Origin of the sequence: Legionella nagasakiensis, from assembly GCF_900639915.1 — a bacterium.
GTDB classification, from domain to species: domain Bacteria; phylum Pseudomonadota; class Gammaproteobacteria; order Legionellales; family Legionellaceae; genus Legionella_A; species Legionella_A nagasakiensis.
The window spans coordinates 93,369-116,762 of the sequence record NZ_CAAAID010000008.1; the positions used below are offsets into that span (position 1 = coordinate 93,369).

The following is a 23,394-nucleotide window of genomic DNA, read 5'->3' on the forward strand; positions in this document are numbered from 1 at the left end:
GAATAATGTTTAATAATAGCAAAGAGAGAGCTTTCATGATGAATATTCGAGATACTGTAAGACAAGTAATAAGAAATACATTTAATTTAAGTGAACGTGATGACATGCAGGCATTAAGAGATGATGCCAGAGTCAAGTATACAACGCACTTACCTGAATTAATTTCCCTAGTCACTGCCGATCGCTTTGAGCCAAAGGTCGTCGCAGAAAAATTAGAAGCAGTTGTATTACACATTAAGATGGAAGATGAACAAACAGAAAGTGAGCGAAAATTTTTAAGAGAAGTTGCGCGGCTTGTTTATGAACCACAATATACTCTTGAAGCAAGCGCTACTCCTGAAGAAGATCATAGTCCTGACCATCGATTGTAATTTATTTTTATCATTTTTTATTTTTTAATCATTCTATTTATGATGAAATTTGGTCATTAAAAATGATCAATAATAATTCGTATAGGTTTTGCAAGTCCGAGGTGATTGATGTCTTGCGCTGCAAACTAATGTCCAGGAGATTCTGCAAGAATCGTATTATTGGATTAGGTGTGCTGCCAATGCCGGCCAGCCAGATGCGATTGCCGCCTTGAAAATATTAAGCCAAGCAAAATAATTCTAAATATATTTTATCGCTCATCATGCATGAACAATGAGCGATAAAATATAGCATCCATAAATGAGAAGCAGTAAGCCGCCATGCCAACGAGTCATCGTTTTTTTCTCCCGATAATTCAGTACTAGCAATATTCCAGTAATAAAAAACATAATAGGAATGTCCCGCCAAAGAATGGCATGATTAATGGCCGATGGATTTAGAATTCCAGGAAAAGCCATCACTAATAGCAAGTTATACATATTAGAGCCAAGTATGTTGCCAACTGCAATATCGTCTAAGCGTTTAAATGCAGCAACTAATGACGTGGTTATTTGCGGTAAGCTCGTACCAATGGCAATAATCGTCAGGCCAATTTTCAATTCATTAATACCAAACCAGGTTGCTAATTGTACTGTACTACTCACAACAAAGTGAGCGCTAAGGGGAAGTACAATTAATCCCAGCAAGAAACTTAGTATATTTGCTTTCATGGAACGGGTGGTGACCATGTGTTGTTTGAATTCCCTGGCAAATACATCATGACTTGAATGTTGTGCCATAAAAACAAAATAACCAATTAAAATAATACAAGCCAGTATTAATAAGCAACCATCCAAAACACTAAAATAGCCGTCAATCATTAAAGAATAAGTAAACAGCATGCTTAAAAAAAGCAGTGGATATTCGCGCCGTAAAAGCAAAGAACGTGTTGTCAAAGGCCTTAACAAGATAATAATACCCAGAATCAAACCTATGTTGGCAATATTGGAGCCTACCGCATTCCCTAGTGCCAAATCGTTACGGCCCTCCATAGAAGAAAAGATAGCAATCGTCATTTCCGGGGCAGATGTAGCGAGGGCAACGATCGTTAAGCCCACAACCAATGGTGTGATGCGGTAATGAATAGCGATGCCGCTCGCACCAGTAATCAGATGATTCGCGGCCCAGATTAATCCTGTAAGGCCAAGTAGTAGGATAAAAAATATTGTCATGCTCACTCTCACAAAAAATCATCACCATTTTTCGCTTCATGCACGTGATTGTCAACAGGTTATGCAAATGATCAACTCATTTTACAAATTGGCTTTTGCTTTAGATTGGCATTTTTTATTAGACAAACATATAAATCATTTTTTATTCAAAATGATTTTTTATAAATTATTATGTATATATATTTATAATATAAAATAAATCATAGGAAATCTCATGCCTGGGCACCATATTCAATTAGATGTACCGATGATAGTAGGAACAGATGGTAAACGGTACCCCACCACTGACCATCCACCGATGATTCAAAATACGGCCGTTGGTACCATCGCAACCATGAATATCCTAAATCCCGGGTCGCCTTTGGCGCCTCCAGTAGCACAAGCATTATTTGGAACCACACGTGCATTAGAACCAACCGTTGACGGCAATGAGCGCATGAAACAAATGGCGAGGTATATCTACAAGATGGCTCAGCAGGGTGTTGGATTATTGGCTTTACAAGAAGTTCCTCCTCCAGGTTCTCCAGAATTCACTGCTTTAAAAAAGGAATTAAACCAATTAAATCAGCAAACCGTACCTCCTTTAATTAATGTTGAAAATTTACAAGCCCAATGGAAACGAACAGTTCCCCATAAATTCGGCACCACTATTCTTTGTAACAACTGGCGAAGTGAAATAACAAGTATATTTCCTTACCCAAACAAAGCTCGGAAACAAGCAAAACTTGACGCATTAGAACGATTGTTAAAAATTGAGAATGGTAGGGCTAAAACAGCTGCGAAGGCAGTAGAGCGGGCATTAAGTCCGCTCAGCCATCAACAAAGAAAAGAAATCATGGTTGGGGTCATTAGTACGAGAACCAAAAAACTTCTCGATAAAATTAAGGCAGATAACCCGTCCTCAGATAGAGATTCCTTAATGCCGAACATTTAATAAAAATGAAAATCATTATAGTCTAAGTTATTAAACCATCGCTTTGCTTTTTAGAATGACATTTGGTTGTTAAAAAATGATTGATAATCACTTGTATGGGTTTTGCGAGTCCAAGGTGTTTGATGTCTTGCACTGCGAACCAATGTCCGGGAGATTCTGCGATGCTGTTATTAACCAGTGGCTTTACTTGTAAGGAAAAAGCTTCAATGTTTAAATGAAAATGACTGAACGTGTGCTTCATGGTTAGAAGTTCGTTCATCGTTTCAGTTTCTAAGCCGTAAGTCGTAAGAACATGATTGACTGGACAACTTGTTTTATCAATTCGTGGCATGCACCATAAACTACCCCATAAACCTGAAGGTGGTTGTTTTTCAAGATAAAGTAAATCGTTTTTGGTATGCATGAGTAAGAATTGTTGTTCTTTAACTGGTTTTATCTTTTTTAATTTTTTATGCGGGTAACTGGTCGCTTTATTGGTTTGATACGCTCGACACGTCTTATGTAATGGACAATTTGCGCAATTTGGATTTTTTATCGTGCAGCATGTTGCTCCTAAATCCATAATGGCTTGCGTGTAAGCGGCACAATCATGAGATGGCATGCATTGCTGGGCAAGTTGCCAGAGTTGACGGTTGACGGCAGTTTGCTCTATGGGGCCTGCAATTAAAAAATAACGGCATAAAACTCGTTTGACATTGCCATCCAAAATAGCGGTAGGCTTGTTAAAGGCCAGGGAAGTAATGGCGGCAGCAGTCGATGGACCAATGCCGGGTAGTTTTATTAATGCGTCTACTTGCTCAGGAAAATGACCTTGAAAATCGTTGCAAATGATTTTAGCCGTTTTATGTAAATTTCTTGCACGACTGTAGTAGCCAAGACCAGACCAATGGGCTAATACGTGGTCTTCCATCGCCGCGGCTAGAGCATGCATATTGGGGAAACTATCCATAAAGCGCAGAAAATAAGGAATGACGGTTTTGACTTGGGTTTGTTGCAACATGATTTCGGAGATCCAGACGGCGTAAGCATCTCCTGGCTTTTGCCAAGGCAGATTCTTGCGTCCATGGTGATGAAACCAGGTAAGCAGCGGAATCGTAAAATGCTCGTGGATTTTTTGAGAGTTCATAATGTCTTAATGGTTCGGTTTGAGCATAAATGAAATACGGCCATTGCTCCCGCCACAGCAAATAGGAGTGGCACAAGAAAGCTGAGTTTCATATGAGTGAATTCAAATATGAGTACGATCGCTGTGAGCGGCATCTTTTGTGCGGCTGCGAGAAAAGCTGTGGCACCTACGATTGCAAAAGCATTCATTGAAGAACCAGGCCATAATAAACTCCATAAACCACCAAGGACTACGCCCAATAATGCTCCATTGGCCAATGAAGGGGTCAGTAGGCCACCATGACTGCCTGCTCTGAGACTTGACCAAGTAATTAACACTCTAAGTATGAGCAGTGTGCAACTGAGTCCAATACCTATGGCATCGTCGAATTCCAGTTGTACCGGACTTTTGCCATTTCCGAGGATAGCAGGAAAATAAACCGCCAAAAAACCAATCGCAATAAAATTAAGCAGACATAATAAGGGCAAGGACCACTCGCCTTTGGGTGCTTGGTGACGAAAGACGTTGGCGATGCGAATAAACCAATAAGCAGCCAGGCCAAATACAGGGCCAGAAAGAATCGACCAAATGGTCAAGGTATGACTAACCGTATAAGTCGTGAGGAAATATTGGGGGTTATTTCCAAGACCAATCCAGGATACGACGACAGCGATGGTTGAGGTAGCAAAGGCCGGGATTAAAACGGACCAGTTAAGTGTGCATAACAACACCTCCAAAACAAATAAGGCACCAGCCAGTGGAACGTTATACACTGCTGCGAAACCTGCACCAGCGCCACAGGCAAGCATGATTTTTGTCTCTTTGATACTGAGCCCAGCTTTGGCTGAAAGTTGTTCGGCAAAAACGGCACTGATTTCTCGGGGGGCTGTTTCACGGCCAAGAGGGGAACCCAATGCGATGGTAATGATTTGTAGTAGTGCATGGATGATGGTTGTCCATCTTGGCATGGATTGTTTATTTTTTATCGCATCTCCTATACTGACTAAAGGTTTGCCATAGCGGTATAGTAACCACCATCCGCCGCCAGCAATGATGCCACACAAGGTAAGAATGAAAACTCGTCGTTGGGGAGAGGAAGCAAGGACACCTTCTAGAAAGGTTTCATTGCTGATGACTTGCCAAGGACTGTAACCATATGCTAGATGTTGAATAGAGCGAAGAAGTAAAGCCAACAACATACCACCAATCCCTGAACTGATTCCGACTAGGATAGTGACAACAATAAGAGCAGGTATTCTAGAGTTTGTTTTCATAATCCCTTATCGCAGCCAATCTTCGAGCCCTTTTCTTAGTTGTTTTATTGGTTTATCAAATGATTTTTTAAATAGGTATTTTGATAGGACTGGACTAATTTTATGCAAATCTGGATAAACCATGGGCATTGACAGTTTACCACTGAGTTTAAATGGTAGGCTGTTATCGAATAATTCTTGAATTTTATTAATCGACTTGTCTGCAGTAATTAATTTTACTGACAAGTCGTTGTCAATTGAATGATTGTTTAAATTAATTTGACCATGGCCTTTAACTTGCAATTGTTCCGCTTGTAAGAGTAGGGCATCATCAAATAAAAGCGCATGTTTTAGCTTATATTGCACGCTTAATAATTGAAATTTTGTTTTGCCTTGTTGATGGGCGATGAGATTCATATTATCCAGGAGCGATGTCAGTGTCTTATCAAAGGATGGCTGGGTCATTAAGAGATTAATCTTGTTCGTGATATGGTTCATTAGTTTTTGTATATCGACGAAATTTAAAGTTCCGTCTTTAATGATTATGTTTCCTTTGGTTTGCAGGTTGTTCTGCCAATCGGGTTTGCTTAAATTACCACTGGCATGAAGAGAGAAGTCCAGCTTACCTTTCAGAAGTGTATTGCCCATTAAATCATTGACGAGTTGCTCAGCATTTAGACTTGTAGCTGTTTGGCTGACTGTAAATGTTTTTGAATTTATTTGATAACTTAAATGACCTATTGATTCTCCATGATATAGTGAGAGATTTAAGGGATTGAGGATGAGTTCGCCCGATTTTGATAGGGTATTGGCATTGAGTTTGGTAATTTTCAACTGATTAAATTGCAAATCCTGCATGAAGAGTTGCCCATCCAATGATAGGTTTTGTATGAGTTGCGGCTGTTCTAATAATTCACTGGTTAGACGGGATCTTCCTTTAAAATTAATGGTGGTACTGAATTTGTTGTCGAGCAAAGAGCCGACAACATGACCTTTTAGTTGAATTGAGAAATAATCATTTTTTAAATTCAGTTTATCTATCCCAATTTGCAAATCGGTCAGTACAATTTGATGTTGATGTTCTGTAATCACTAGTTGGCCATGAGTTAAAAGCAGCGTATCAATAGTGAATCTTGTCGCGAGGTGACTGGAGGATTTTATGGCTGATGATATTGGTTTTTTTTCTTTTTTGTCTGGGTTTGATACTTTTATTGCTTCAGGATTAATATTGGCAATGAAACCATCTACTTTAATTTCATTAAAGATCAGTTGACCTTTCATCAATGAAGTTAATTGTAAATTAAAATGCAAGTTATCTATAGACAATGAATAATAAGGGTTTTTCTTGCTTTCGCCAATCTGAATATTGGTTGCTTTTATTCCTGGTTGAGGAAATAATTGCCAATTAACATCGCCATTGATATGACTGTCTTGTCCTGTGAGTGAGGTGAGTTGCTTATTCAGTAATTCTTTGACTGATTCTGGCTTGATGAAGTGAACGAGGGCCCACAATGCAACAATGACCATCACAAGGAACATCAGTAAAATCAAGAGGGCTTTTTTAATCAGTTTCATCATGGCTACAGCAATTAAAAAATACTCATTACAAATAATAGGAAAGAGTTCTGGAATCAAATCACAAGCATATAGCTATAAACGTCGTAAATCAATTTGATCAAAATGATTTTTAAGATTAGGTATATTGCAATTTTCCGTAAGAAAATGTTAATCTGATAGCCTTCCCCAATGAAAAAAGTAGTTGATTTAGCTTTTCAAGTTGTACTCAGGACGAGACAATAAATTAAGGAGAGCATTATGCAACCAAGTCAATGGGAAGTTGTTATCTTAAAACCAACATCCGTTTTCCAATCTTTTTTGGCTTCACAGTTATCAGACATTGAATTACCAGCCCTCAAAGTATTGCAAACAGATACGACAGCCTACACCATCCGTAAACATGATAATGAAGAAGCGACCCTGGATGAAATTGAACGACATTTTTCCTCTATGTTTCAACATGAAATTAGCCGATGGCTAGGAAAAGATGCGCGCAATGAAATTGAAGGTAGTTTTCTCGACTTTCTCTGCTGTTTCAAATTTGAATTACACTCACAAATTGTACTGATGGAACCATCCATTCAGGAAGGGCAACAACTGATTTGCATCAAACCAAGATCGGTCTTGTTAAAATGGATGAAGTCTGCTGTAGAAGAACAAAGCGATTTAGCAACGGTGTTGGAGCAGGTCAATCTTTCGCGTTTGGCCGAAAATGCAACGGTTGTCGTGAAAAATTTTAAGGAACTGTCAGAAATTAAACCTTTTATTAAACATTATTATCGACCCATCTATAAGGCCGAAATGCTCCGTATGTGTGATCGAGCAGAGCAGTGGCCTGAGGTGGATTCATTTCAGGCATTTAGTCGATATTTTGCCGTGGAAATACATACCCAGTTGATTCATTTGCACTAAGGAGGGTGGAGCTATGGAACCAGTCACTATAGCTATCATTGGTACGGTGGTATTTGGTGCGGTGACCGCTTTATCCATATTTGTCCGTCAGCTTTTGTTGAGCCGGGATAAAATGTTAAATGATAAAGCACAACAGAGGGCACTGGCACAAGAAACCCACGAATTGGAAAAAATGCGGATGCAGATGGAAAACGGCAGACGGTTCGATTCTCATTACCAGGTTCTTGGAGCAAATAAGGATGCTATCCAATATCTTGATCAAAAAATTGAAGAAGTTCTAAATAAAAAATTGGCTTTGATTCATCGCTATTCCGAGATGGCAGCGAAGCAGTCCTCCGCTATTGTTGAGGGTGAAACATTTGCAGATCGTAAAGCCATCTGTGATAGATTAAGGCAGGAAGTTGATTATGAGATTGAATTTTATAATAAAGAATTAGAGCAATTGCAGGCACGTCGTGCTTCTATATGGGATTCGCACGCTGATCTACAGGAATATTTATTGGAGCAGGAAAAATCCCGTAATCGTCAACTGGATGGTATTTATCGTCGCCACACAAGTGTTCTGGAGAAAATCTATATTCGTCATAATGAAAATGCAGAACATGTAGCGACCACGTCCATTGATGCAGGAACACAATCTTTTAAACTGTTGACTGAACCATTGCAGTTCTTGTTGCAATTTTTCAGGCTATCTTCAAATATTACCCCACAAAAAGCGAAAGATGAGGCCGCATCTAGGCATGATGTTGAAGATGCTGAAAGTGATATTAACTCGGATGATTATGAGGATGATTATGAGGATGATTATTATGCATCTGAAGAATCTGCTTCAGAATTGGTGACTTGATGCATGACTACTGTCTGTTCATGTTATCTTCCGGCTTAGCCGGAAGATTTACAAGACTGTTCTCTGTTTTTTAAAATTGTTGCGTGCAGTATTAACTCCTCCCTTTTGGTCAGTTTCTAAAAAAATTAACGATTTGACAGGTTGCTTATTATTAAAGCATAATCAAGCTGTTTTTATTGTTTAAGAGCTTGTTAAAAAATTCTACTAAACATGAACACTATTCGTCATTGTCCTGTGCTCCGCTGCTCATGTACTTCTATACACACTGCCACGTGCTCGAAAATCACGGCTATTATTCTATCTTTAGCGAATTTGCTAACAAGCTCTAAGATTGTACCTAATTCACGCCATAATCTTTATGATGGAGGATTATAATGAAACTCAATGGATTACGTTTTCTATGCCTGCTATTTGCCTATTGTGTTTCCATGTCTGCTTCCGCTGCCAAAATGGATGAATTGCTTCCTAATGAGAGAAATACCATTGATATCTTTCAAAAGGCTTCCTCTAAGGTTATTTATGTTCACCGCATAAAAACGGTGGTGAATGGTTCTTATGAGCTGTTGCATATTCCTTCAGGAGCAGGGTCAGGAATTATCTGGGATAAACAAGGACACGTGGTGACTAATTTCCATGTCATTAATGGGGCTGACAATTTAGCCGTCAGCATTGGAAAATATACGTTCCCGGCAAAAGTTATCGGGGCAGAACCACGCAAGGACATCGCAGTACTTGCTTTAACCTCACCAAAAGCGATTGAACTGTTGCAGTCATTTTCACCGTTTGCAATCGCCCATACTGATGAGTTATTGGTGGGGCAAAAAACTATTGCTATTGGTAACCCTTTTGGCTTGGATCACAGCTTAACCACAGGAGTAATTTCAGCCCTTGGTAGGCAAGTGCCAGGTATAGGTGGGGTGACCATTCGGGATATGATTCAAACGGACGCTTCTATTAATCCTGGCAATTCGGGTGGACCATTGTTAGATAGTTCAGGACGACTTATAGGATTAAATACAGCCATTTATTCGCAATCTGGATCTTCTGCGGGCGTGGGATTCGCTGTTCCTGCTGATGAGATTTCACGTATTGTCAGTCAGATTATAAAAAACGGGCGAGTGGCTTTGGCAGGCATTGGGGTGCAACGTGTTGAGCCCAATATGGCTGCGCGCTTAGGCGTTAAGAAAGGTATCTTAATTTCTGATGTATTGCCTAACTCACCTGCAGCTCGTGCAGGATTACGTGGTACATACCGCGATCGATGGGGGCGTATTCATTTAGGTGATGTCATTGTGGCTTTAGATGGGCATCCAGTAGGAAATTACGATACTTTATATAACTTGCAGACGAAATTGAACATAGGCCAGGAAATTACGTTAACGGTATTGCGGAATGGGAAACGTATTAATTACAAGATGAAAACCATCGATATTGCTGCCTATTGAAAGATAAGTTAAGAATTTTTAAACGGGGAAAATGAATGAGACATGAAGAATTATTGGTTACATTGGATGGTAAGCCGCAAGGATTGTCCGCAGATGCTATGCAATTATTTGCGGCACTAGATGCCGCTGAATTGCGGGCGATGGCTCAATATCGTTCGCCTAAAATGAATCGAACAATTTTGCATCGTTTGGTGTTGACAGAAGGTGCTTGCCCTGAAGAAATAAAAGAACAATTTTTTAGGAATCTTGCAACATTATTATCTTTAATGAAGCCGTTATTAACGGAGGATGATGCAAAGCGCTTGACTCATTATGTTCTTGGGACGGCTAATGCACCCTATGTGAAGGAACTCGTTCGTATAGGTGCTGAATATGGATTAGAGGTATTTTCGAATCGAGCGGTTATTGCAACCTATTTGGATTCACAAGAGTATTCCCATCGAGCAATACGATGTAGGGAGCTTGGTATAGTCATTCCCTCAAGGGAGGCAATCAGACAATATAGTCAAAAAACGTCTCGCACAGAAGTTTCTGTAGCCAGCACTGCGGCTGCATCATCAATAGTCGCGCAAAAAGAGCCTGAGTTTCTGCGCGAAATGTTATATTCTGTAGAAAGAAAACTCGCTCGCGTCGAAGGAGAAAGAACGACGGCCGTAGAAGCGCTTAAAAGGCTACAAGCACAATACGCTGAAACCCAGGCTTTATTAATACAGGCGCAAGAACGTCTGGCTAAATTAGATAGTTTGGAAGGTGATTTGGCAAGCGAAAAAGAGCAACGAGAAGCATTGCATGTACAATTACAGAGAACACGGGTAAGACTGCAACAAACCAAAGACAGGGAGGCACTTCTTAATGAAAATTTGGATAAAGCTAACGAAAAAGCAGCCAGCCTGGAGGAAGAATTGAGCCAGGTAGTAGCTGAAGCCAGGGAATTGCAACAATTGAATCAACAGTTAACGTCGGAACGCGGTGAGTCTCGCCGTCGAGAAAGAGCCGTTTCCATGCAATTGGAGCATGCCCAGCGAGCGCAGACTTTATTCCGGCAAGGCATGAGTGCCTTGGCTATGGCCAATGGTGCCAGACCTGACATTTCGGAAGCTGATGTTGTGTCCGCGGCAACAGGCGCAGTACATGAAGCAGCCCACTCTGAGGTCGCACAGTCTCCAGACAGAAGGCCTTCGCATAAACGTCATGCTGAGCAACCATCTGATGCGTTAGAAGCGGCTAGCAGACGAGCTCCTACGGCTGCGGCGGCATCTGCTGCTCATTCTGTAAGCGGTATATTTGCTACTCGTAAACGCACTGCAACACCTCTGGCATTGCCTGGCGCACCAGAATTTAAGCGAGCTTCTGGCCCCAATTGACAAGAAGTGCTTGAAGAACTTATAAGCCGATACTCCGTTTATACGGAGTATGCGGTCAATAGCCATATTGTCTTTGATAAGAAAGCAATTTTTCAACCTGCTGATTTTCTTCTTGTTTTTTCAAATAATCAATCAAGTCAAAAAGGGTGATGATGGAATATACTTGTATTCCTTGCTGCTGAATTTCCTGTATTGCTGATTGATTGCTTATGCCTCGTTCGCAGCGGTCAAGGGCAATCATAACCGTCGTTAATTGACCGCCATGCTCCTTAATGAGTTGCTGAGCTTCGCGAAATGCAGTGCCGGCGGTGATAACGTCATCAACAATCACCGTTTTGCCGCTCAGTGGCGCTCCAATCAATTGCCCACCCTCTCCATGATCTTTGGCTTCTTTGCGATTAAAGGTTACTGTGGCAGCAACGTTCATTTCTGCAAGTGCAATGGCGGTTGCTGTAGCCAACGGAAGCCCTTTGTAGGCAGGACCAAAAAGATGTTGAAAATCAACTTTATGTTGGATCAAAACATTCGCATAAAATACCCCAAGACTGCGTAATGCTTGACCTTGGTAAAATAGGCCGGCATTGAAAAAATAAGGACTCAAGCGGCCTGATTTCAAAGTGAATTCACCAAATTTTAATGCATTACATTTCAATGCTAATTTTATAAAGGCTTCTTTCGATGTGTCCATGGTTTGTCCTTTAGCGTTGTGGATTGTCTCTATGGATTCAAAGAATATTGTCCCATATTAAGAAAAATCATTAATAATCAATAAAAAAAATGATATGCTGGCATTGTTTAAGTCGTAATAAAAATGGTATTTTAACGCAAATTTGTTCATTGTTTTAAATTGAGCGAATTAAAATGGAATTTATAATTTCGAAGAGGCAATTAAAGTATAAGGAAAGACATCTTTGTAATCAGTCTTTATAGCTTATAATCTTGTTTTCTTAGATAATTATACCTAGGAACTATTTGTAGTTTTACTTTTAGCAGATTCAAGATCAAAAGAAGGGGAATAGCGAAATGTCGCAGAGAGAAACTGGACAGGTAAAATGGTTTAATGAAAAAAAAGGATTTGGTTTTATCATTAATCAGCAGGGAGATGATATTTTCGTACACTACAAAGATATTCAAGGCGTTGGTTTTAAAACTCTGCGTGAAAATGATATAGTAAGCTTTGTTCTTGATAAGGGCCCGAAGGGCTTAAAGGCTCAAGACGTTATAATTATGAATGAATGATAATAAACAGGTTGCGGTAATCACTGGTGCTGCAAGCGGCATTGGTTTGGCTCTGGCAAAAATTTGTCTGCAGAAACAAATGCATGTGGTCATGGCAGATCGCGCGGAAGAAAGTTTGCTTGCTCAAGTCAAAGCGTTGGGTCACCAAGCTACGACGGAAATTATTAGTGTTGTTTGTGATGTTAGCCAGCAAGATGATGTTAGACGATTGGCAGAATGCAGCATAAACCACTTTAAGCATATTGATTTGCTTATTAATAATGCTGGGATCAGTGGCCGTTTGGCACCAGTATGGGAGTTGCCTGCAGCAGAGATTCATCAGGTACTGGATGTTAATTTATTCGGCGTGATTTATGGAGTACAAGCCTTCCTGCCGTATATGCTTCAACAACGGTGTTCTTCTCATATTGTTAATATGGCAAGTCTTTATGGGTTATGTAGTGGGTCAAATTTGTCTGCCTATGCCATGTCTAAACAGGCCGTAATTGCTTTATCAGAGGCATTGTATTTTGATTTGCAAGCAGTGAACCAATCCGTTTATGTCTCAGTTGTATGTCCTTCATTTGTAAGCACCAAATTATTGGTTAACTCCTTTTCTTCCAATTCAGATTCTGTACATAAAAAAATGATGGGGCTGATGGAGCGTAGCCGACCAGTAGAAGAAGTAGCCCAGCATATTATGAATGAAATAGATAAAAAAACGTTTTATATTTTGCCGGATAAAGAAGTAAAGGATTATTGTACGCAACGTACTCAAGCCATCATCGATCAAACCATGCCTTACGAGCATAATCTGGAAAAAATTATGAAAGCGTTAATGAAGCGGAATATCTTGTAGCTTCTTTCTCATGGTCAAAGGCGTTATTGCTCAAATCAAATAATCACTCTCTTTTTTAAGGGGGGGAGGTTAAGAGGGATTTTAAAAACCATCCGTCAAAAATGAATGGTTTTGTTATAAATTAATCAACAGATACTATAGCACGGAATAGGCATGGGACTATTGCAGCTTTTAAGAAAGAAAAATTTCTTTCCTCTTTTTTGTACTCAATTTTTTGGCGCATTTAATGACAATGCTTATAAATTGGCAATGTTAACCCTCATTAGCTATTTTTTAAGTTCCTCACAAGCGCAATCTGAGAGTTATCAGGCGATTGCTGGAGGATTGTTCATTTTACCCTTTTTTCTGTTTTCGGCTACTGCTGGTCAAATGGCGGATAAGTTTGATAAAGCGCATATGACACGTATTCTTAAATGGTTTGAAATGTTATTAATGGTTATTGGTGGTTTCGGTCTTTATTTGGGTAATGTCATGATAATGATGGTTATTTTGACTGGTATGGGGATTCATTCAACTTTTTTTGGACCGATTAAATATGCCATTTTGCCTACCCATTTGCCCAAAAGGGACTTGCTAGGAGCAACGGCGTTGATTGAAGGAAGCACGTTTCTTGCCATACTTCTTGGCACCACTTTAGGGACGTTAAGTATTGGTGGTCCAAAAGGAGGAGCAATCTATGCTATTGTTTTAACTTGCATGGCGGCGATTTTCGGATTAATTGCAAGTCTTTTTATTCCGCCAGCGTCATCGAAAGCAAAAGATTTACAGATTGATTGGAAGTTACTGCGCGCTACCTGGCGAATGCTTAAAGATATAGTACGCAATAAGCGAGTCATTCCTGCACTTTTAGCCATATCCTGGTTTTGGTTGATAGGGACAGTGATTCTGACTAAATTGCCTGATTATACAAATTATGTTTTAAACGCTGAAACCTCCGTATTTGCAGTATTTCTTGCTTTATTTTCTATCGGCATTGCGGTTGGTTCTCTGGTCATCAGCCAATTGTTAAAAGGTGAGATAACGTTAAAATATGTCCCTCATGCCATGGTTATATTGTCGATTTTTGCCTGTGATATATATTGGGCAACGCCACCAGCCGAAACAAGAGATTCTTTACAATTACTTTATGAGTTTTTTAGCCAGGCAGCTCATATACGGGTGGCGGTGGATTTGTTTTTTATTGCGTTTTCAGGGGGAGTATTTATCGTCCCGTTGTACACGTTTCTGCAAGTTGTCAGCGAAGAAGGGTTTAGGGCGCGAACCATTGCGGCAAATAATATCTTAAATGCATTATTCATGGTAGCAGGTACTTTATTGGTGATGATACTCTTATATTTTCGTATTGCAATTGCAGAAGTATTTCTCATCCTGGGCATTTTAAATGCTTGTGCAGCCGCAATCTATTGGTATTTATTTACGAAATCCGCCTGAGCATCATAGACTACCCTTAGGTTTTCCAAGTTGCCAATATTCTATTATTCTATTGATAACCAGTTGCGTGCAGGCAAGAAATCGGTATACAGTGCTGCTTCGGCACTATTTTCTTCCGGTTGCCAGTTATAATGCCAGTGTACTTGCGGAGGCAGAGACATTAAGATCGATTCTGTGCGTCCGCCTGATTGCAAACCAAATAATGTGCCTCGGTCATAAATAAGGTTAAATTCTACGTAACGTCCACGGCGATAGAGCTGAAATGCTTTTTCTTTTGCACCGAAAGGTAGTGATTTACGTTTTGCCACGATAGGAGCGTATGCTTTAATGAAATGTTCACCTATGCTTTTCATCAAACCAAAGCTTTGTTCGAAGCCCTGCTCATTGTAATCATCAAAGAAAAGACCGCCAATTCCACGTGCTTCGTTGCGATGGCGAAGATAAAAATAGCGATCGCACCATTCTTTAAAACGAGGATAAATGTCTTGGCCGTAAGGTTCGCATGCCTGGCGTGCTATGGTGTGCCAATGTTGACAGTCTTCTTGAAAGCCATAATAGGGCGTTAAATCAAATCCACCACCAAACCACCAAACGGGAGGACTATCTTTTTTTTCAGCAATAAAAAAGCGAACATTGGCGTGTGAAGTGGGCACGTAAGGATTATCGGGATGAATAACAAGAGAAACGCCCAACGCTGAAAAGTGGCATCCAGCCAGTTCTGGACGAATGGCACTGGCTGAAGGAGGAAGTTGTTCACCATTGACATGGGAAAAATTTACTCCGGCTTTTTCGAATGTTGCACCTGCAGAAAGCACACGTGAAATACCTCCCCCGCCTTGTGCACGAGTCCAGGAGTCTTCCATAAATTGAGCGACTCCATCCAGTGTTTCCAACTCACTACAAATGCTGTTTTGTAAATGTAAAAGATAACTTTTAACTAAATCGATTGCATTATTCGGTAAATGATGTTCGCAAGTCATTGTCATATAACCCCTAATGTAAAATCAATTTTTAAAACATACATGTCTTGAGCGGTCAAATAAACCTCAGTGCTGCTCCTGCCATTATACCATGTTTAACTGCAGTAACTCTCTTTGTTTATTATTCATAAAAGAATTCTTCGCTGCGCCTGTATTTATACGCAATAAGTATATATTTTAGCCAAAAGAGGAATGATGTATAATCGTTTATTTGTTGGAAATTTATTTCGTGTCCACCGAATTTTGTTCGCAGTTTTCCCTAATCTCTTCTCTGGCCATTGCGCCAATGATTGATTGGACTTATACCCATTTTAGGGTTTTTATGCGCATGCTTGCTCCCAAAGCGCTTTTATATACGGATATGCAAACACCAGGGGCTGTTTTTAATCATTCATCCCGAGCTTTAGGATTTCATCCCATGGAAAATCCTTTGGCTCTTCAGCTTGGTGGCGCTGATAAAGAAGCTTTGGTTTTATGTGCAAAAAAAGCAGAACAGCAAGGCTTTAATGAAATAAATTTAAATTTGGGATGCCCTAGTGATCGGGTTCAGGCGGGACGTTTTGGTGCCTGTTTGATGTCGGAGCCTGAGCATGTTGCCGATTGTATTGCAGCGATGAAACAAGCGGTATCAATTCCAGTGACTGCCAAGACTCGTATTGGTATTGATAATCAGGATAGTTATGATTTTTTTTCAGCGTTTGCACATGGCTTGATTGAAGCTGGATGCGATAAATTGGTGGTTCATGCACGCAAAGCATGGCTGCGGGGATTAAATCCGAAACAAAATCGCACGATACCCCCTCTGCATTATGAGTATGTATACAACATCAAAGAAGCGCTGCCTTTAGTGCCTATTGTAATTAATGGTAATATTAATACATTAGAAGAAATTAATGCACATCTTCAACGAGTGGATGGTGTTATGTTGGGAAGATTGGCTTGCCAAAATCCTTATGCAATTGCCCTGATTCACCATGGTTTGTATCCGCAAATCCCTTTACTAAAGCGCTCGGTTATTTTGCAATGTTATTTTGAATATCTGCAAACGGATTATGCATGTGATGTACCAATGAGTGTTTTGCTCAAACCCATCTTAGGGTTAGCTCATGGGTTGCCAGGTGCGAAATCATGGAAGGAACTCCTCATGAATGCCCAGCGTTTTGGGATGATCCCAGAGATTAAAAAAGCGATTTTAATGCTCGAGGAAATAGAGCAGCACGATGTCAGCTATGTATAGGTAGTAAGTCAAACAGTCATGCGAAGCGATGAATAGCAGCATATTTGTTAACAAATTCTTAGTCGATAATTGTTTTAGGAACGTACCCTTTCAATCGCTGGGCAAATTGGTGCAATACATCTAGCCCTGATTCTTCCGCCTGCTTGCACCATTGTTGTAAAGCGTCAATCAGCTCAGTCTGTGAGGAGGCGGTTTTTAACCATGTATGCTGTAGAGACTGCCGAAATGTATATACAAGTCGTAATTGTTCAAAACGATTTAACAAGGCTTGCAAACGAGAGTTAGCTCGCGGCGATAACAGCGCTTCTTGTCGTCGCAGCAGGCGTCCAGCATGGTGAAATAAGTGTTTATCTACTTTGTTTTCAATGTTGTTGCGTTTTTCATGATACAAAATTGGACATACCACACGTTTGTAATAATCAGACATAATTTGAAAGCGGTTTGCAATGACTGCTTTTACGGTATCCAAGTCAATATGCAGTTTCTCTTCATCTCTTGCTAATTTTGGGGGTAATTTTTTAACTTTAGCAAGCCCTAAGAAAGACAGGCAGCGGATATAAAGCCAGCCTAAATCAAACTCCCACCATTTGACTGAGAATTTCGCAGAGGAAGCAAAAGTATGATGATTATTATGTAACTCTTCACCACCAATCAAAAATCCCCAGGGGAAGACGTTGGTTGATGCATCAGAGCATTCGAAGTTACGATACCCCCAAAAATGACCTATCCCATTGATAACTCCAGCTGAAAGGGGAATCCACATCATTTGTATTGCCCATAGGGTAATGCCAGGAATTCCAAATAACAGCACATCAATTAAGAGCATGAGGAATACGCCTTTGGAGCTATAACGTGAATACAAAGTACGTTCAATCCAATCGTTGGGTGTACCATGTGAATATTTGCCAATCATTTCTTTATCATGACGTGCTTTACGATATAATTCAGGGACTTGCCAAAATACTTTTTTCAGGCTGAGTACAATAGGGCTGTGGGGGTCGCCTTCAACATCGGTGGTTGCATGATGTTTTCGGTGAATGGCAACCCATTCTGCAGTAATCATGCCTGTGGTCAGCCAAAGCCAAAAGCGGAAAAAATGGCTGATGATTGGATGTAGAGTCAAGGCTCGATGGGTTTGACAACGATGCAAATAAAGTGTGACTGATGCCGTAGTGATTTGAGTCAATATAAGGCCGGCTATAATATAACCCCAAATGGATAAGTTTAAAGCACCAAAAATCATGAATACTCCGCAGGCTATTAATTACATTCCATCAAATAAATGACCACTTGTATGGTAACATGATTTATCCAATTTTGTATTACTTATATCCATGAGTGCGATTAAAAGAGCTCTATTTTTCCTCCAACACTGGGTAATCCGTATAACCTTTTGCAGCGCCTCCATAGAGCGTTGTTCGTTCAAGCCCATTGAGGGGTGCGTTTTTTTTAAACCGTTTGACCAAATCCGGATTGGCAATGAATGGTCGGCCAAAGGCGACTAGATCGGCATAGCCTGAGGAAATGGCATGAACAGCCATGTCGCGCGTGTAATTATTATTCACCATCCATGGACCATGAAATTCTTTGCGTAATAAGTGAAAATCAAACTCATGAAGTTCGCGCGGGCCTTGAGTCGCTCCTTCAATCACATGAATATAAGCAAGATTGAATTGATTCAGTTCACGCACCAGTGGGAAATAAACTGCGGTGGGGGATGAGTCCGAAATACCATTGGAAGGAGTGACTGGCGATAGGCGAATGCCTGTGCGATGGCCACCGATTTCTGTTGTGATTGCTTCGACCACTTCTAGGGCAAAGCGTAAACGATTGGTGATGGAGCCACCATAGCGATCAGTACGATGATTGGAACCATCCGATAGAAATTGTTGAATAAGGTAACCATTTGCTGCGTGGATTTCGACGCCATCAAATCCTGCTTGCAATGCATTGTTCGCTGCTTTGCGATAGTCTTCTACGATGTGTGGAATTTCTGCTAATGCAAGTGCACGTGGTTTTCCAATGTCTGTAAACATACCGGTTTCTATAAACGTTTTTTGGCCGGTTGGCATAATCGCAGATGGTGCGACCGGTAGTGTACCCTCTGGCTGCAGTGTAGGGTGTGAAATACGCCCAACATGCCATAATTGTGCATAAATTGCTCCGCCTTGTGCATGTACAGCGTTGGTTACTAATTTCCATCCGGCAATTTGCTCAGGGGAATAAATGCCTGGTGTCCAAGCATATCCTTTTGCGGTTGGTGAAATTTGAGTGGCTTCAGAAATAATCAGTCCGGCAGAAGCGCGTTGACCATAATATTCAGCATTTAATGCGTGTGGGGCATCGGTACCATGAATCGCACGATTGCGGGTAAGAGGAGCCATGACTATACGATTTTGCAGTGTTAAGCTTTGTAAATTAAAGGGGGTGAATAAAATATCGGCGTTGTTATGATTCATTTGAATATCCTTGCAGAAATTGCCTGAAAGACTTAAATAGTGGCGATAATGATTTGTATTATGGTTATTCTTCCCGAGATATAGCATACTGAATAATATGATCTTAAATGGTTTGTTGCATGTCAAATAGGCACTTTTAAAAAGAAGTATGGTAAGGAGAAGTCCAGGATTTACGTAACAATGTTTGCTGAAGAGAGAGGATATGAGAGAAGAATTAAAAATGATTGTACTGGCTTTAAGGAGTATAGCTATGAGATGGATTCATTGGGGGGTATTGATAGGTTTTTTCTCATCCGTTGTTTTCGCTGCTAATCATCAGACTATTCAGCCCAATCTTAATTTAAAGCAGATAAAAGTGATCAAAGAAGGGGAGTGGCTTGGAGACAATTTATATTTTGATATAAGCGTTTTAAAAGCTAATCAGCCAACCAAATATCTTCGGGTGCCTAAATTTCCGTTGCGTTGGCCATCTGCAAAAATAGATTCTCTTAAGCCAATTACGTTATGGTCTGAGCCTATTAAAAATAGAGAAAAAGTTTCTCTAATTGTTTCTCTTGTGGATCAAGATTCAAAACCCATGAATCCTGATGATGTCATTGGCTTGATTCGAGTTGAACTAAAAAATGAAAATGGCAATTTGCAAGCTCGCTGGAGCATGCCTAATCAAAAATGGACACCAGTGGTTAGTGGTGTTAATAGCATGCAAAAATTTGATTTATCGAATGTCAATGGTCATTATGAAGTGTTTTTATCTTTAGACAAGTCGTGAAAAAGTACTTTGACTGAGTAGTGGCTTGCAAATGAAAATACGTTATTTGTTACTGCTTCTATTTTTTTTATTTTCTGATTTTGTTTTTACTAAAACATCGGAAAAAATCCGTGAGTCTCACTTTAAAAGCAGTATCAAATCTATAACAACAAGTACTAAAATGCAGATGATGAAATCCACCTGGAATTCACATTGCCCTGTATCATTGAACGATTTGCGAGAAGTTGAATTAACTTATTGGGGCTTTGATGACAAGTCTCATCAAGGTATTTTGATTGTCCATAAAGAATTGGCAAAAGAAATTGTTGCTATTTTTCGCATGCTTTATGTTCATAAGTTTCCTATCCAGCGAATGGAATTAATGGACGTTTATTATGGTGATGATGTTGCTGCCATGATGGCAAATAATACTTCGGCTTTTAGTTGTCGGGAAGTCACTGGCCAGCCAGGTGTTTTTTCTCAACACAGTTATGGACGTGCTATTGATATTAACCCTTTAATTAATCCGTATGTTAAAGGAGAGCAAGTATTGCCAATTGCTGGTAAACCATTTATGGCAAGGAATAAAACGCATCGAGGGAAAATTACAAAAAATAGTATTATATACAATGAATTTATTAAATATGGTTGGGATTGGGGAGGGGATTGGTTTGACGTTCAAGATTATCAGCATTTTGAAAAAAGAGCTCATAATCAAAAAAGAAATCGATACGGCTACCAAAAATAAAATGGGCACTAGGTTATTCCCAAACATCAAAACAGAATGGTAAAAATCATCAATAATCGCTAGAATTATTTTTTATATAAAACATATGGACTTGGAATGAATTGTCTACACAATAATAAAATAATGGTATGTTCCATCGTTTTTTTATCTATTCTGTGCCAAGCGGCCATGGCCAGGCCTGTTGTGCTGATTTCTTATTATCCTACGAGTTCGATGGATGTGATGGCCAATGCGATTGCTCAGGGAGTAAAAGCAGTCTCCGGGGTTGATGTTAGAATTTTGCCCATTGAGAAAGTAACCTTTAGTGATGTCAAGAATGCCTCTGGTGTGATTCTTGGCAGTCCTGTTTATAATGCAAATGTAGCGCCGCAAGTTCAGCAATTTATTAATACTTGGCCTCTTCATGATCCTTCTTATAAAGACAAAGTGGGTGCAGCCTTTGTCACAGCTGGTGAAATCTCTGCCGGTGAAGAAGCAACCCAGATGAATCTTCTTCGAGCCATGATGATTTTTAATTTTATTATTGTGGGGGGAGCAAGCCAGCATCAGCCTTTTGGCGCATCTGCTATTGTTAATAATTCGTTGATTCGCGGTGAAACCCCTCAGCGGACGATTAACTCGAAGTTTTTAAAACAAGGAGAAGCATTGGGACAACGAGTCGCTGAAATTGTTCTGCGTCTTTATCTGACAAAATACAGCAGCAGAAAAAGCACCACACTGGTTTTTTAGAGAATTTTATAATCCTAACCAGCGGATAAATTGATTGGTTGTTTTCAGGCGAATCGAAGGATGTTCTTGAAAGTGAATCGTATAATTCGAGTGGTGTTGTTGTGATGTTTCGGTATTGGGGGCAACTTCTTTTATTTTTCCAAGTTGCACAATTTGCATTTCTGTTGCGTAGTAACCGCGCACTTTCTTAACAACGGGTATTACAAAGCATATTTCATTCAAACCATCTTTTTCCACTGAATTTAAACGTTCAGGATTATCCGCAATGTTTTTAAATTCCTCATTATTTAATGCAACGTATTCTGTATGATTAATTTGACGACGGAGCATACGTTTTAAGGGAACTTTTGTATTAAATATTCGTTGATAACTGTCGGCGGCCATAACGACGATCGGTTCGTTTTCTTCACGTTTATTATTGTTATTTTTTTCTGCAAAGAGAATGTCATCCCTGTTTTCCAATGGTTCTATTGAGTTGGTTTCCAATTGAGCTACTTTTGGAAGATGAGAGTAATTATCGCAATTGAGATATTTTGATTTTAAAAACCAGTTTTCATTTGGATAATAGGCTACAAATAAAGAGTTATCTTTTATAGTATCGATGATTTGTTTGGTGAGTTCTAAGGGCACAGCAGGACAGCCCCAACTGCGCCCCGGGCGGCCATATTTTTTAACAAATTTTTCGTCAACATACCAACCGCCATGCATGACAACAGCGCGATTGAACGCATTATCATTGAATCCTTTTTCTAAACCAGCTAATTTCATTGAGAGGCCATGCCGACCATAATAAGCTTTATCTGTTTTATAAACGCCAATACTGCTGGCTTTACTATTGTAGCGGTTAGAGAAATAATTTGACGATAAAATACCTGATTTAATGCCATGCGAGACATACGTATGAAAGAGTAATTTCTTTTCTTTTAAATCAAATATCCATAAACGTTTTTCACTTGAGGGTTTGGAATAATCAATAACAGTTAGAGTAGGATTATGTTCGACGTCATGTTTATGGGCGCATTTTATAGTGGTTAATATTTTATCTATAATCGCTTGATTCATGGTTACCGCTTCTCGCTGAAGCATGACTTCAATTTCCTGGAGAACATAGTTGTTTAGTGCTTGCGAATCGTTTTGAGGGAGTCTTATGAATGACAAGGAATTATCAGTCGTTGGCCATTTGCAGTAAGCGATGTTATTTTCAGCAAGCCTTCCATAGGAAGGCAAAGAACAGCAACCCATGGTCAATGCTAATATCCATAATGTTTTTCTCATGTTCATTGTATTCCCTTATCGATCCATTTTATCTGCAAATTGACTTATATTAATTAAGATAGATTATTTTAAGAACAAATGAGAAATAAATTTATGTTCACAAGTATGATTTTTAGCAAAAGTAGAATCGGATAACAAAAAGGGGAAGGTTGGCAGGTTGATGTTGGGTTCAATCTGCCAATTATTAATGATAGAACAAGAAGATGGGTTTTTTATTAAGGTCTAGGTGTGTCTAGTAAAGTAATGGATTCATCGAGTAACTCATCAAGAGGCTCACGAGAACGCTTCATAGCCAGAGCTCGATGATGAACGTAAAAGACCGGTTCACCATGGTCGGTTTTGCCAGTCACACAATCGATTTCCTTTGGTACTTCATATTCCACGAGTCTTCCAAAATATTTCTCTTTCATGTCTAAAAGAGTTTGTTTTTCTCTTTCGCTTAATTTGGGTAACGATTCACGTGTGTATACGGGAACACTACCCATGAGATGAGGCTCCTGAACTTGCACGTTAGGTCCTATAAGACGTGTGCCTTCTGGCAAGCGGGTGATTTCCGTTGGCATCTCTGCACGGGACATTGCTGCCCGTTGTGCCGCAAGATATTCTTCGCTATGGGGGTGAAAATTAGGTGTTTCGGAAAAAAAACGTAAGCTTGACAAGGCTCTCTGTGCTGTTGGTATAACTGTTCTAAGGGTTGGCAATGCCTCTGTCTT

At 39.9% G+C, this 23,394-nt stretch carries 23 protein-coding genes; 13 read left to right on the top strand and 10 right to left on the bottom strand.

Features of this window, described 5'->3' with window-relative positions:
• Positions 1 to 35: 35 nt before the first annotated feature.
• Complete coding sequence (locus E1O52_RS08285; RefSeq protein WP_133128242.1) at positions 36 to 371, top strand: hypothetical protein; 336 nt, start codon at positions 36 to 38, stop codon at positions 369 to 371.
• A gap of 258 nt (positions 372 to 629) precedes the next feature.
• Here the strand turns inward: E1O52_RS08285 and E1O52_RS08290 are convergent, their stop codons facing one another.
• A complete protein-coding gene (locus E1O52_RS08290; protein ID WP_133128243.1) occupies positions 630 to 1,580 on the bottom strand; it encodes a calcium/sodium antiporter in 951 nt (316 codons plus the stop codon).
• A gap of 214 nt (positions 1,581 to 1,794) precedes the next feature.
• Here E1O52_RS08290 and E1O52_RS08295 point away from each other — a divergent pair, with 214 nt between their 5' ends.
• Positions 1,795 to 2,514 carry a hypothetical protein gene (locus tag E1O52_RS08295; protein WP_133128244.1) on the top strand — a complete coding sequence of 240 codons (720 nt, stop codon included), beginning with the start codon at positions 1,795 to 1,797 and terminating at the stop codon, positions 2,512 to 2,514.
• A gap of 22 nt (positions 2,515 to 2,536) precedes the next feature.
• Here the strand turns inward: E1O52_RS08295 and mutY are convergent, their stop codons facing one another.
• The 3 genes from mutY to E1O52_RS08310 are packed head-to-tail and all read right to left on the bottom strand — an operon-like array spanning position 2,537 to position 6,450.
• Positions 2,537 to 3,640, bottom strand: coding sequence for an A/G-specific adenine glycosylase (mutY, locus tag E1O52_RS08300; protein WP_133128245.1), 1,104 nt, complete (start codon positions 3,638 to 3,640; stop codon positions 2,537 to 2,539).
• The gene (locus E1O52_RS08305; RefSeq protein WP_133128246.1) at positions 3,637 to 4,893 is read right to left on the bottom strand and encodes a chloride channel protein; all 1,257 of its coding nucleotides are present in this window, start codon (positions 4,891 to 4,893) and stop codon (positions 3,637 to 3,639) included. The genes mutY and E1O52_RS08305 overlap by 4 nt, the downstream gene beginning before the upstream one ends.
• 6 nt (positions 4,894 to 4,899) lie before the next feature.
• Complete coding sequence (locus tag E1O52_RS08310) at positions 4,900 to 6,450, bottom strand: AsmA family protein (protein WP_133128247.1); 1,551 nt, start codon at positions 6,448 to 6,450, stop codon at positions 4,900 to 4,902.
• A 237-nt stretch (positions 6,451 to 6,687) separates the two neighbouring features.
• On the opposite strand from E1O52_RS08310, the gene E1O52_RS08315 reads away from it, so the two are divergent.
• The 4 genes from E1O52_RS08315 (at position 6,688) to E1O52_RS08330 (ending at position 10,997) form a co-directional block, all read left to right on the top strand.
• Positions 6,688 to 7,341, top strand: a complete 654-nt coding sequence (locus E1O52_RS08315) for a hypothetical protein (RefSeq protein WP_133128248.1) — start codon at positions 6,688 to 6,690, stop codon at positions 7,339 to 7,341.
• A gap of 13 nt (positions 7,342 to 7,354) precedes the next feature.
• The gene (locus tag E1O52_RS08320) at positions 7,355 to 8,188 is read left to right on the top strand and encodes a hypothetical protein (RefSeq protein ID WP_133128249.1); all 834 of its coding nucleotides are present in this window, start codon (positions 7,355 to 7,357) and stop codon (positions 8,186 to 8,188) included.
• Between the two features lie 374 nt (positions 8,189 to 8,562).
• Positions 8,563 to 9,633, top strand: coding sequence for a S1C family serine protease (locus E1O52_RS08325; protein WP_133128250.1), 1,071 nt, complete (start codon positions 8,563 to 8,565; stop codon positions 9,631 to 9,633).
• Positions 9,634 to 9,668: 35 nt separating this feature from the next.
• The gene (locus tag E1O52_RS08330) at positions 9,669 to 10,997 is read left to right on the top strand and encodes a hypothetical protein (RefSeq protein ID WP_133128251.1); all 1,329 of its coding nucleotides are present in this window, start codon (positions 9,669 to 9,671) and stop codon (positions 10,995 to 10,997) included.
• A gap of 55 nt (positions 10,998 to 11,052) precedes the next feature.
• On the opposite strand, the gene pyrE is transcribed toward E1O52_RS08330, so the two are convergent.
• Positions 11,053 to 11,685: an orotate phosphoribosyltransferase gene (pyrE, locus tag E1O52_RS08335; protein ID WP_133128252.1), complete on the bottom strand. Its 633-nt coding sequence runs from the start codon at positions 11,683 to 11,685 to the stop codon at positions 11,053 to 11,055.
• 335 nt (positions 11,686 to 12,020) lie between these two features.
• On the opposite strand from pyrE, the gene E1O52_RS08340 reads away from it, so the two are divergent.
• The 3 genes from E1O52_RS08340 (at position 12,021) to E1O52_RS08350 (ending at position 14,505) form a co-directional block, all read left to right on the top strand.
• Complete coding sequence (locus tag E1O52_RS08340; protein WP_133128253.1) at positions 12,021 to 12,236, top strand: cold-shock protein; 216 nt, start codon at positions 12,021 to 12,023, stop codon at positions 12,234 to 12,236.
• On the top strand, positions 12,229 to 13,074 hold the full coding sequence (locus E1O52_RS08345) for an SDR family NAD(P)-dependent oxidoreductase (protein ID WP_133128254.1): 846 nt from the start codon (positions 12,229 to 12,231) through the stop codon (positions 13,072 to 13,074). Before E1O52_RS08340 ends, E1O52_RS08345 begins: the two co-directional genes overlap by 8 nt.
• 147 nt (positions 13,075 to 13,221) lie before the next feature.
• Positions 13,222 to 14,505 (top strand): MFS transporter, encoded by a 1,284-nt coding sequence (locus E1O52_RS08350; RefSeq protein WP_133128255.1) that lies wholly within the window; start codon positions 13,222 to 13,224, stop codon positions 14,503 to 14,505.
• A gap of 44 nt (positions 14,506 to 14,549) precedes the next feature.
• Here the strand turns inward: E1O52_RS08350 and hemF are convergent, their stop codons facing one another.
• On the bottom strand, positions 14,550 to 15,485 hold the full coding sequence (gene hemF / locus E1O52_RS08355) for an oxygen-dependent coproporphyrinogen oxidase (RefSeq protein WP_133128269.1): 936 nt from the start codon (positions 15,483 to 15,485) through the stop codon (positions 14,550 to 14,552).
• A gap of 229 nt (positions 15,486 to 15,714) precedes the next feature.
• Here hemF and dusA point away from each other — a divergent pair, with 229 nt between their 5' ends.
• Entirely contained in the window at positions 15,715 to 16,722 is a 1,008-nt protein-coding gene (dusA, locus tag E1O52_RS08360; protein WP_278043947.1) for a tRNA dihydrouridine(20/20a) synthase DusA, read from the top strand.
• Positions 16,723 to 16,780: 58 nt separating this feature from the next.
• Here the strand turns inward: dusA and E1O52_RS08365 are convergent, their stop codons facing one another.
• The gene (locus tag E1O52_RS08365; RefSeq protein WP_133128256.1) at positions 16,781 to 17,965 is read right to left on the bottom strand and encodes a DesA family fatty acid desaturase; all 1,185 of its coding nucleotides are present in this window, start codon (positions 17,963 to 17,965) and stop codon (positions 16,781 to 16,783) included.
• Between the two features lie 112 nt (positions 17,966 to 18,077).
• A complete protein-coding gene (locus tag E1O52_RS08370) occupies positions 18,078 to 19,181 on the bottom strand; it encodes an alkene reductase (protein WP_133128257.1) in 1,104 nt (367 codons plus the stop codon).
• Between the two features lie 250 nt (positions 19,182 to 19,431).
• On the opposite strand from E1O52_RS08370, the gene E1O52_RS08375 reads away from it, so the two are divergent.
• From E1O52_RS08375 to E1O52_RS08385, 3 genes are all read left to right on the top strand, one after another.
• Positions 19,432 to 19,950, top strand: a complete 519-nt coding sequence (locus E1O52_RS08375; RefSeq protein ID WP_133128258.1) for a hypothetical protein — start codon at positions 19,432 to 19,434, stop codon at positions 19,948 to 19,950.
• A 31-nt stretch (positions 19,951 to 19,981) separates the two neighbouring features.
• Entirely contained in the window at positions 19,982 to 20,677 is a 696-nt protein-coding gene (locus E1O52_RS08380; RefSeq protein WP_133128259.1) for a M15 family metallopeptidase, read from the top strand.
• Positions 20,678 to 20,773: 96 nt separating this feature from the next.
• Positions 20,774 to 21,406 (top strand): flavodoxin family protein, encoded by a 633-nt coding sequence (locus E1O52_RS08385; protein ID WP_133128260.1) that lies wholly within the window; start codon positions 20,774 to 20,776, stop codon positions 21,404 to 21,406.
• A 6-nt stretch (positions 21,407 to 21,412) separates the two neighbouring features.
• Here the strand turns inward: E1O52_RS08385 and E1O52_RS08390 are convergent, their stop codons facing one another.
• Together E1O52_RS08390 and E1O52_RS08395 are read right to left on the bottom strand one after the other, a co-directional pair.
• A complete protein-coding gene (locus tag E1O52_RS08390; protein WP_242602207.1) occupies positions 21,413 to 22,681 on the bottom strand; it encodes a murein L,D-transpeptidase catalytic domain family protein in 1,269 nt (422 codons plus the stop codon).
• Between the two features lie 215 nt (positions 22,682 to 22,896).
• On the bottom strand, positions 22,897 to 23,394 hold a 498-nt coding region (locus E1O52_RS08395; RefSeq protein WP_165474749.1), incomplete at its 5' end, for a hypothetical protein.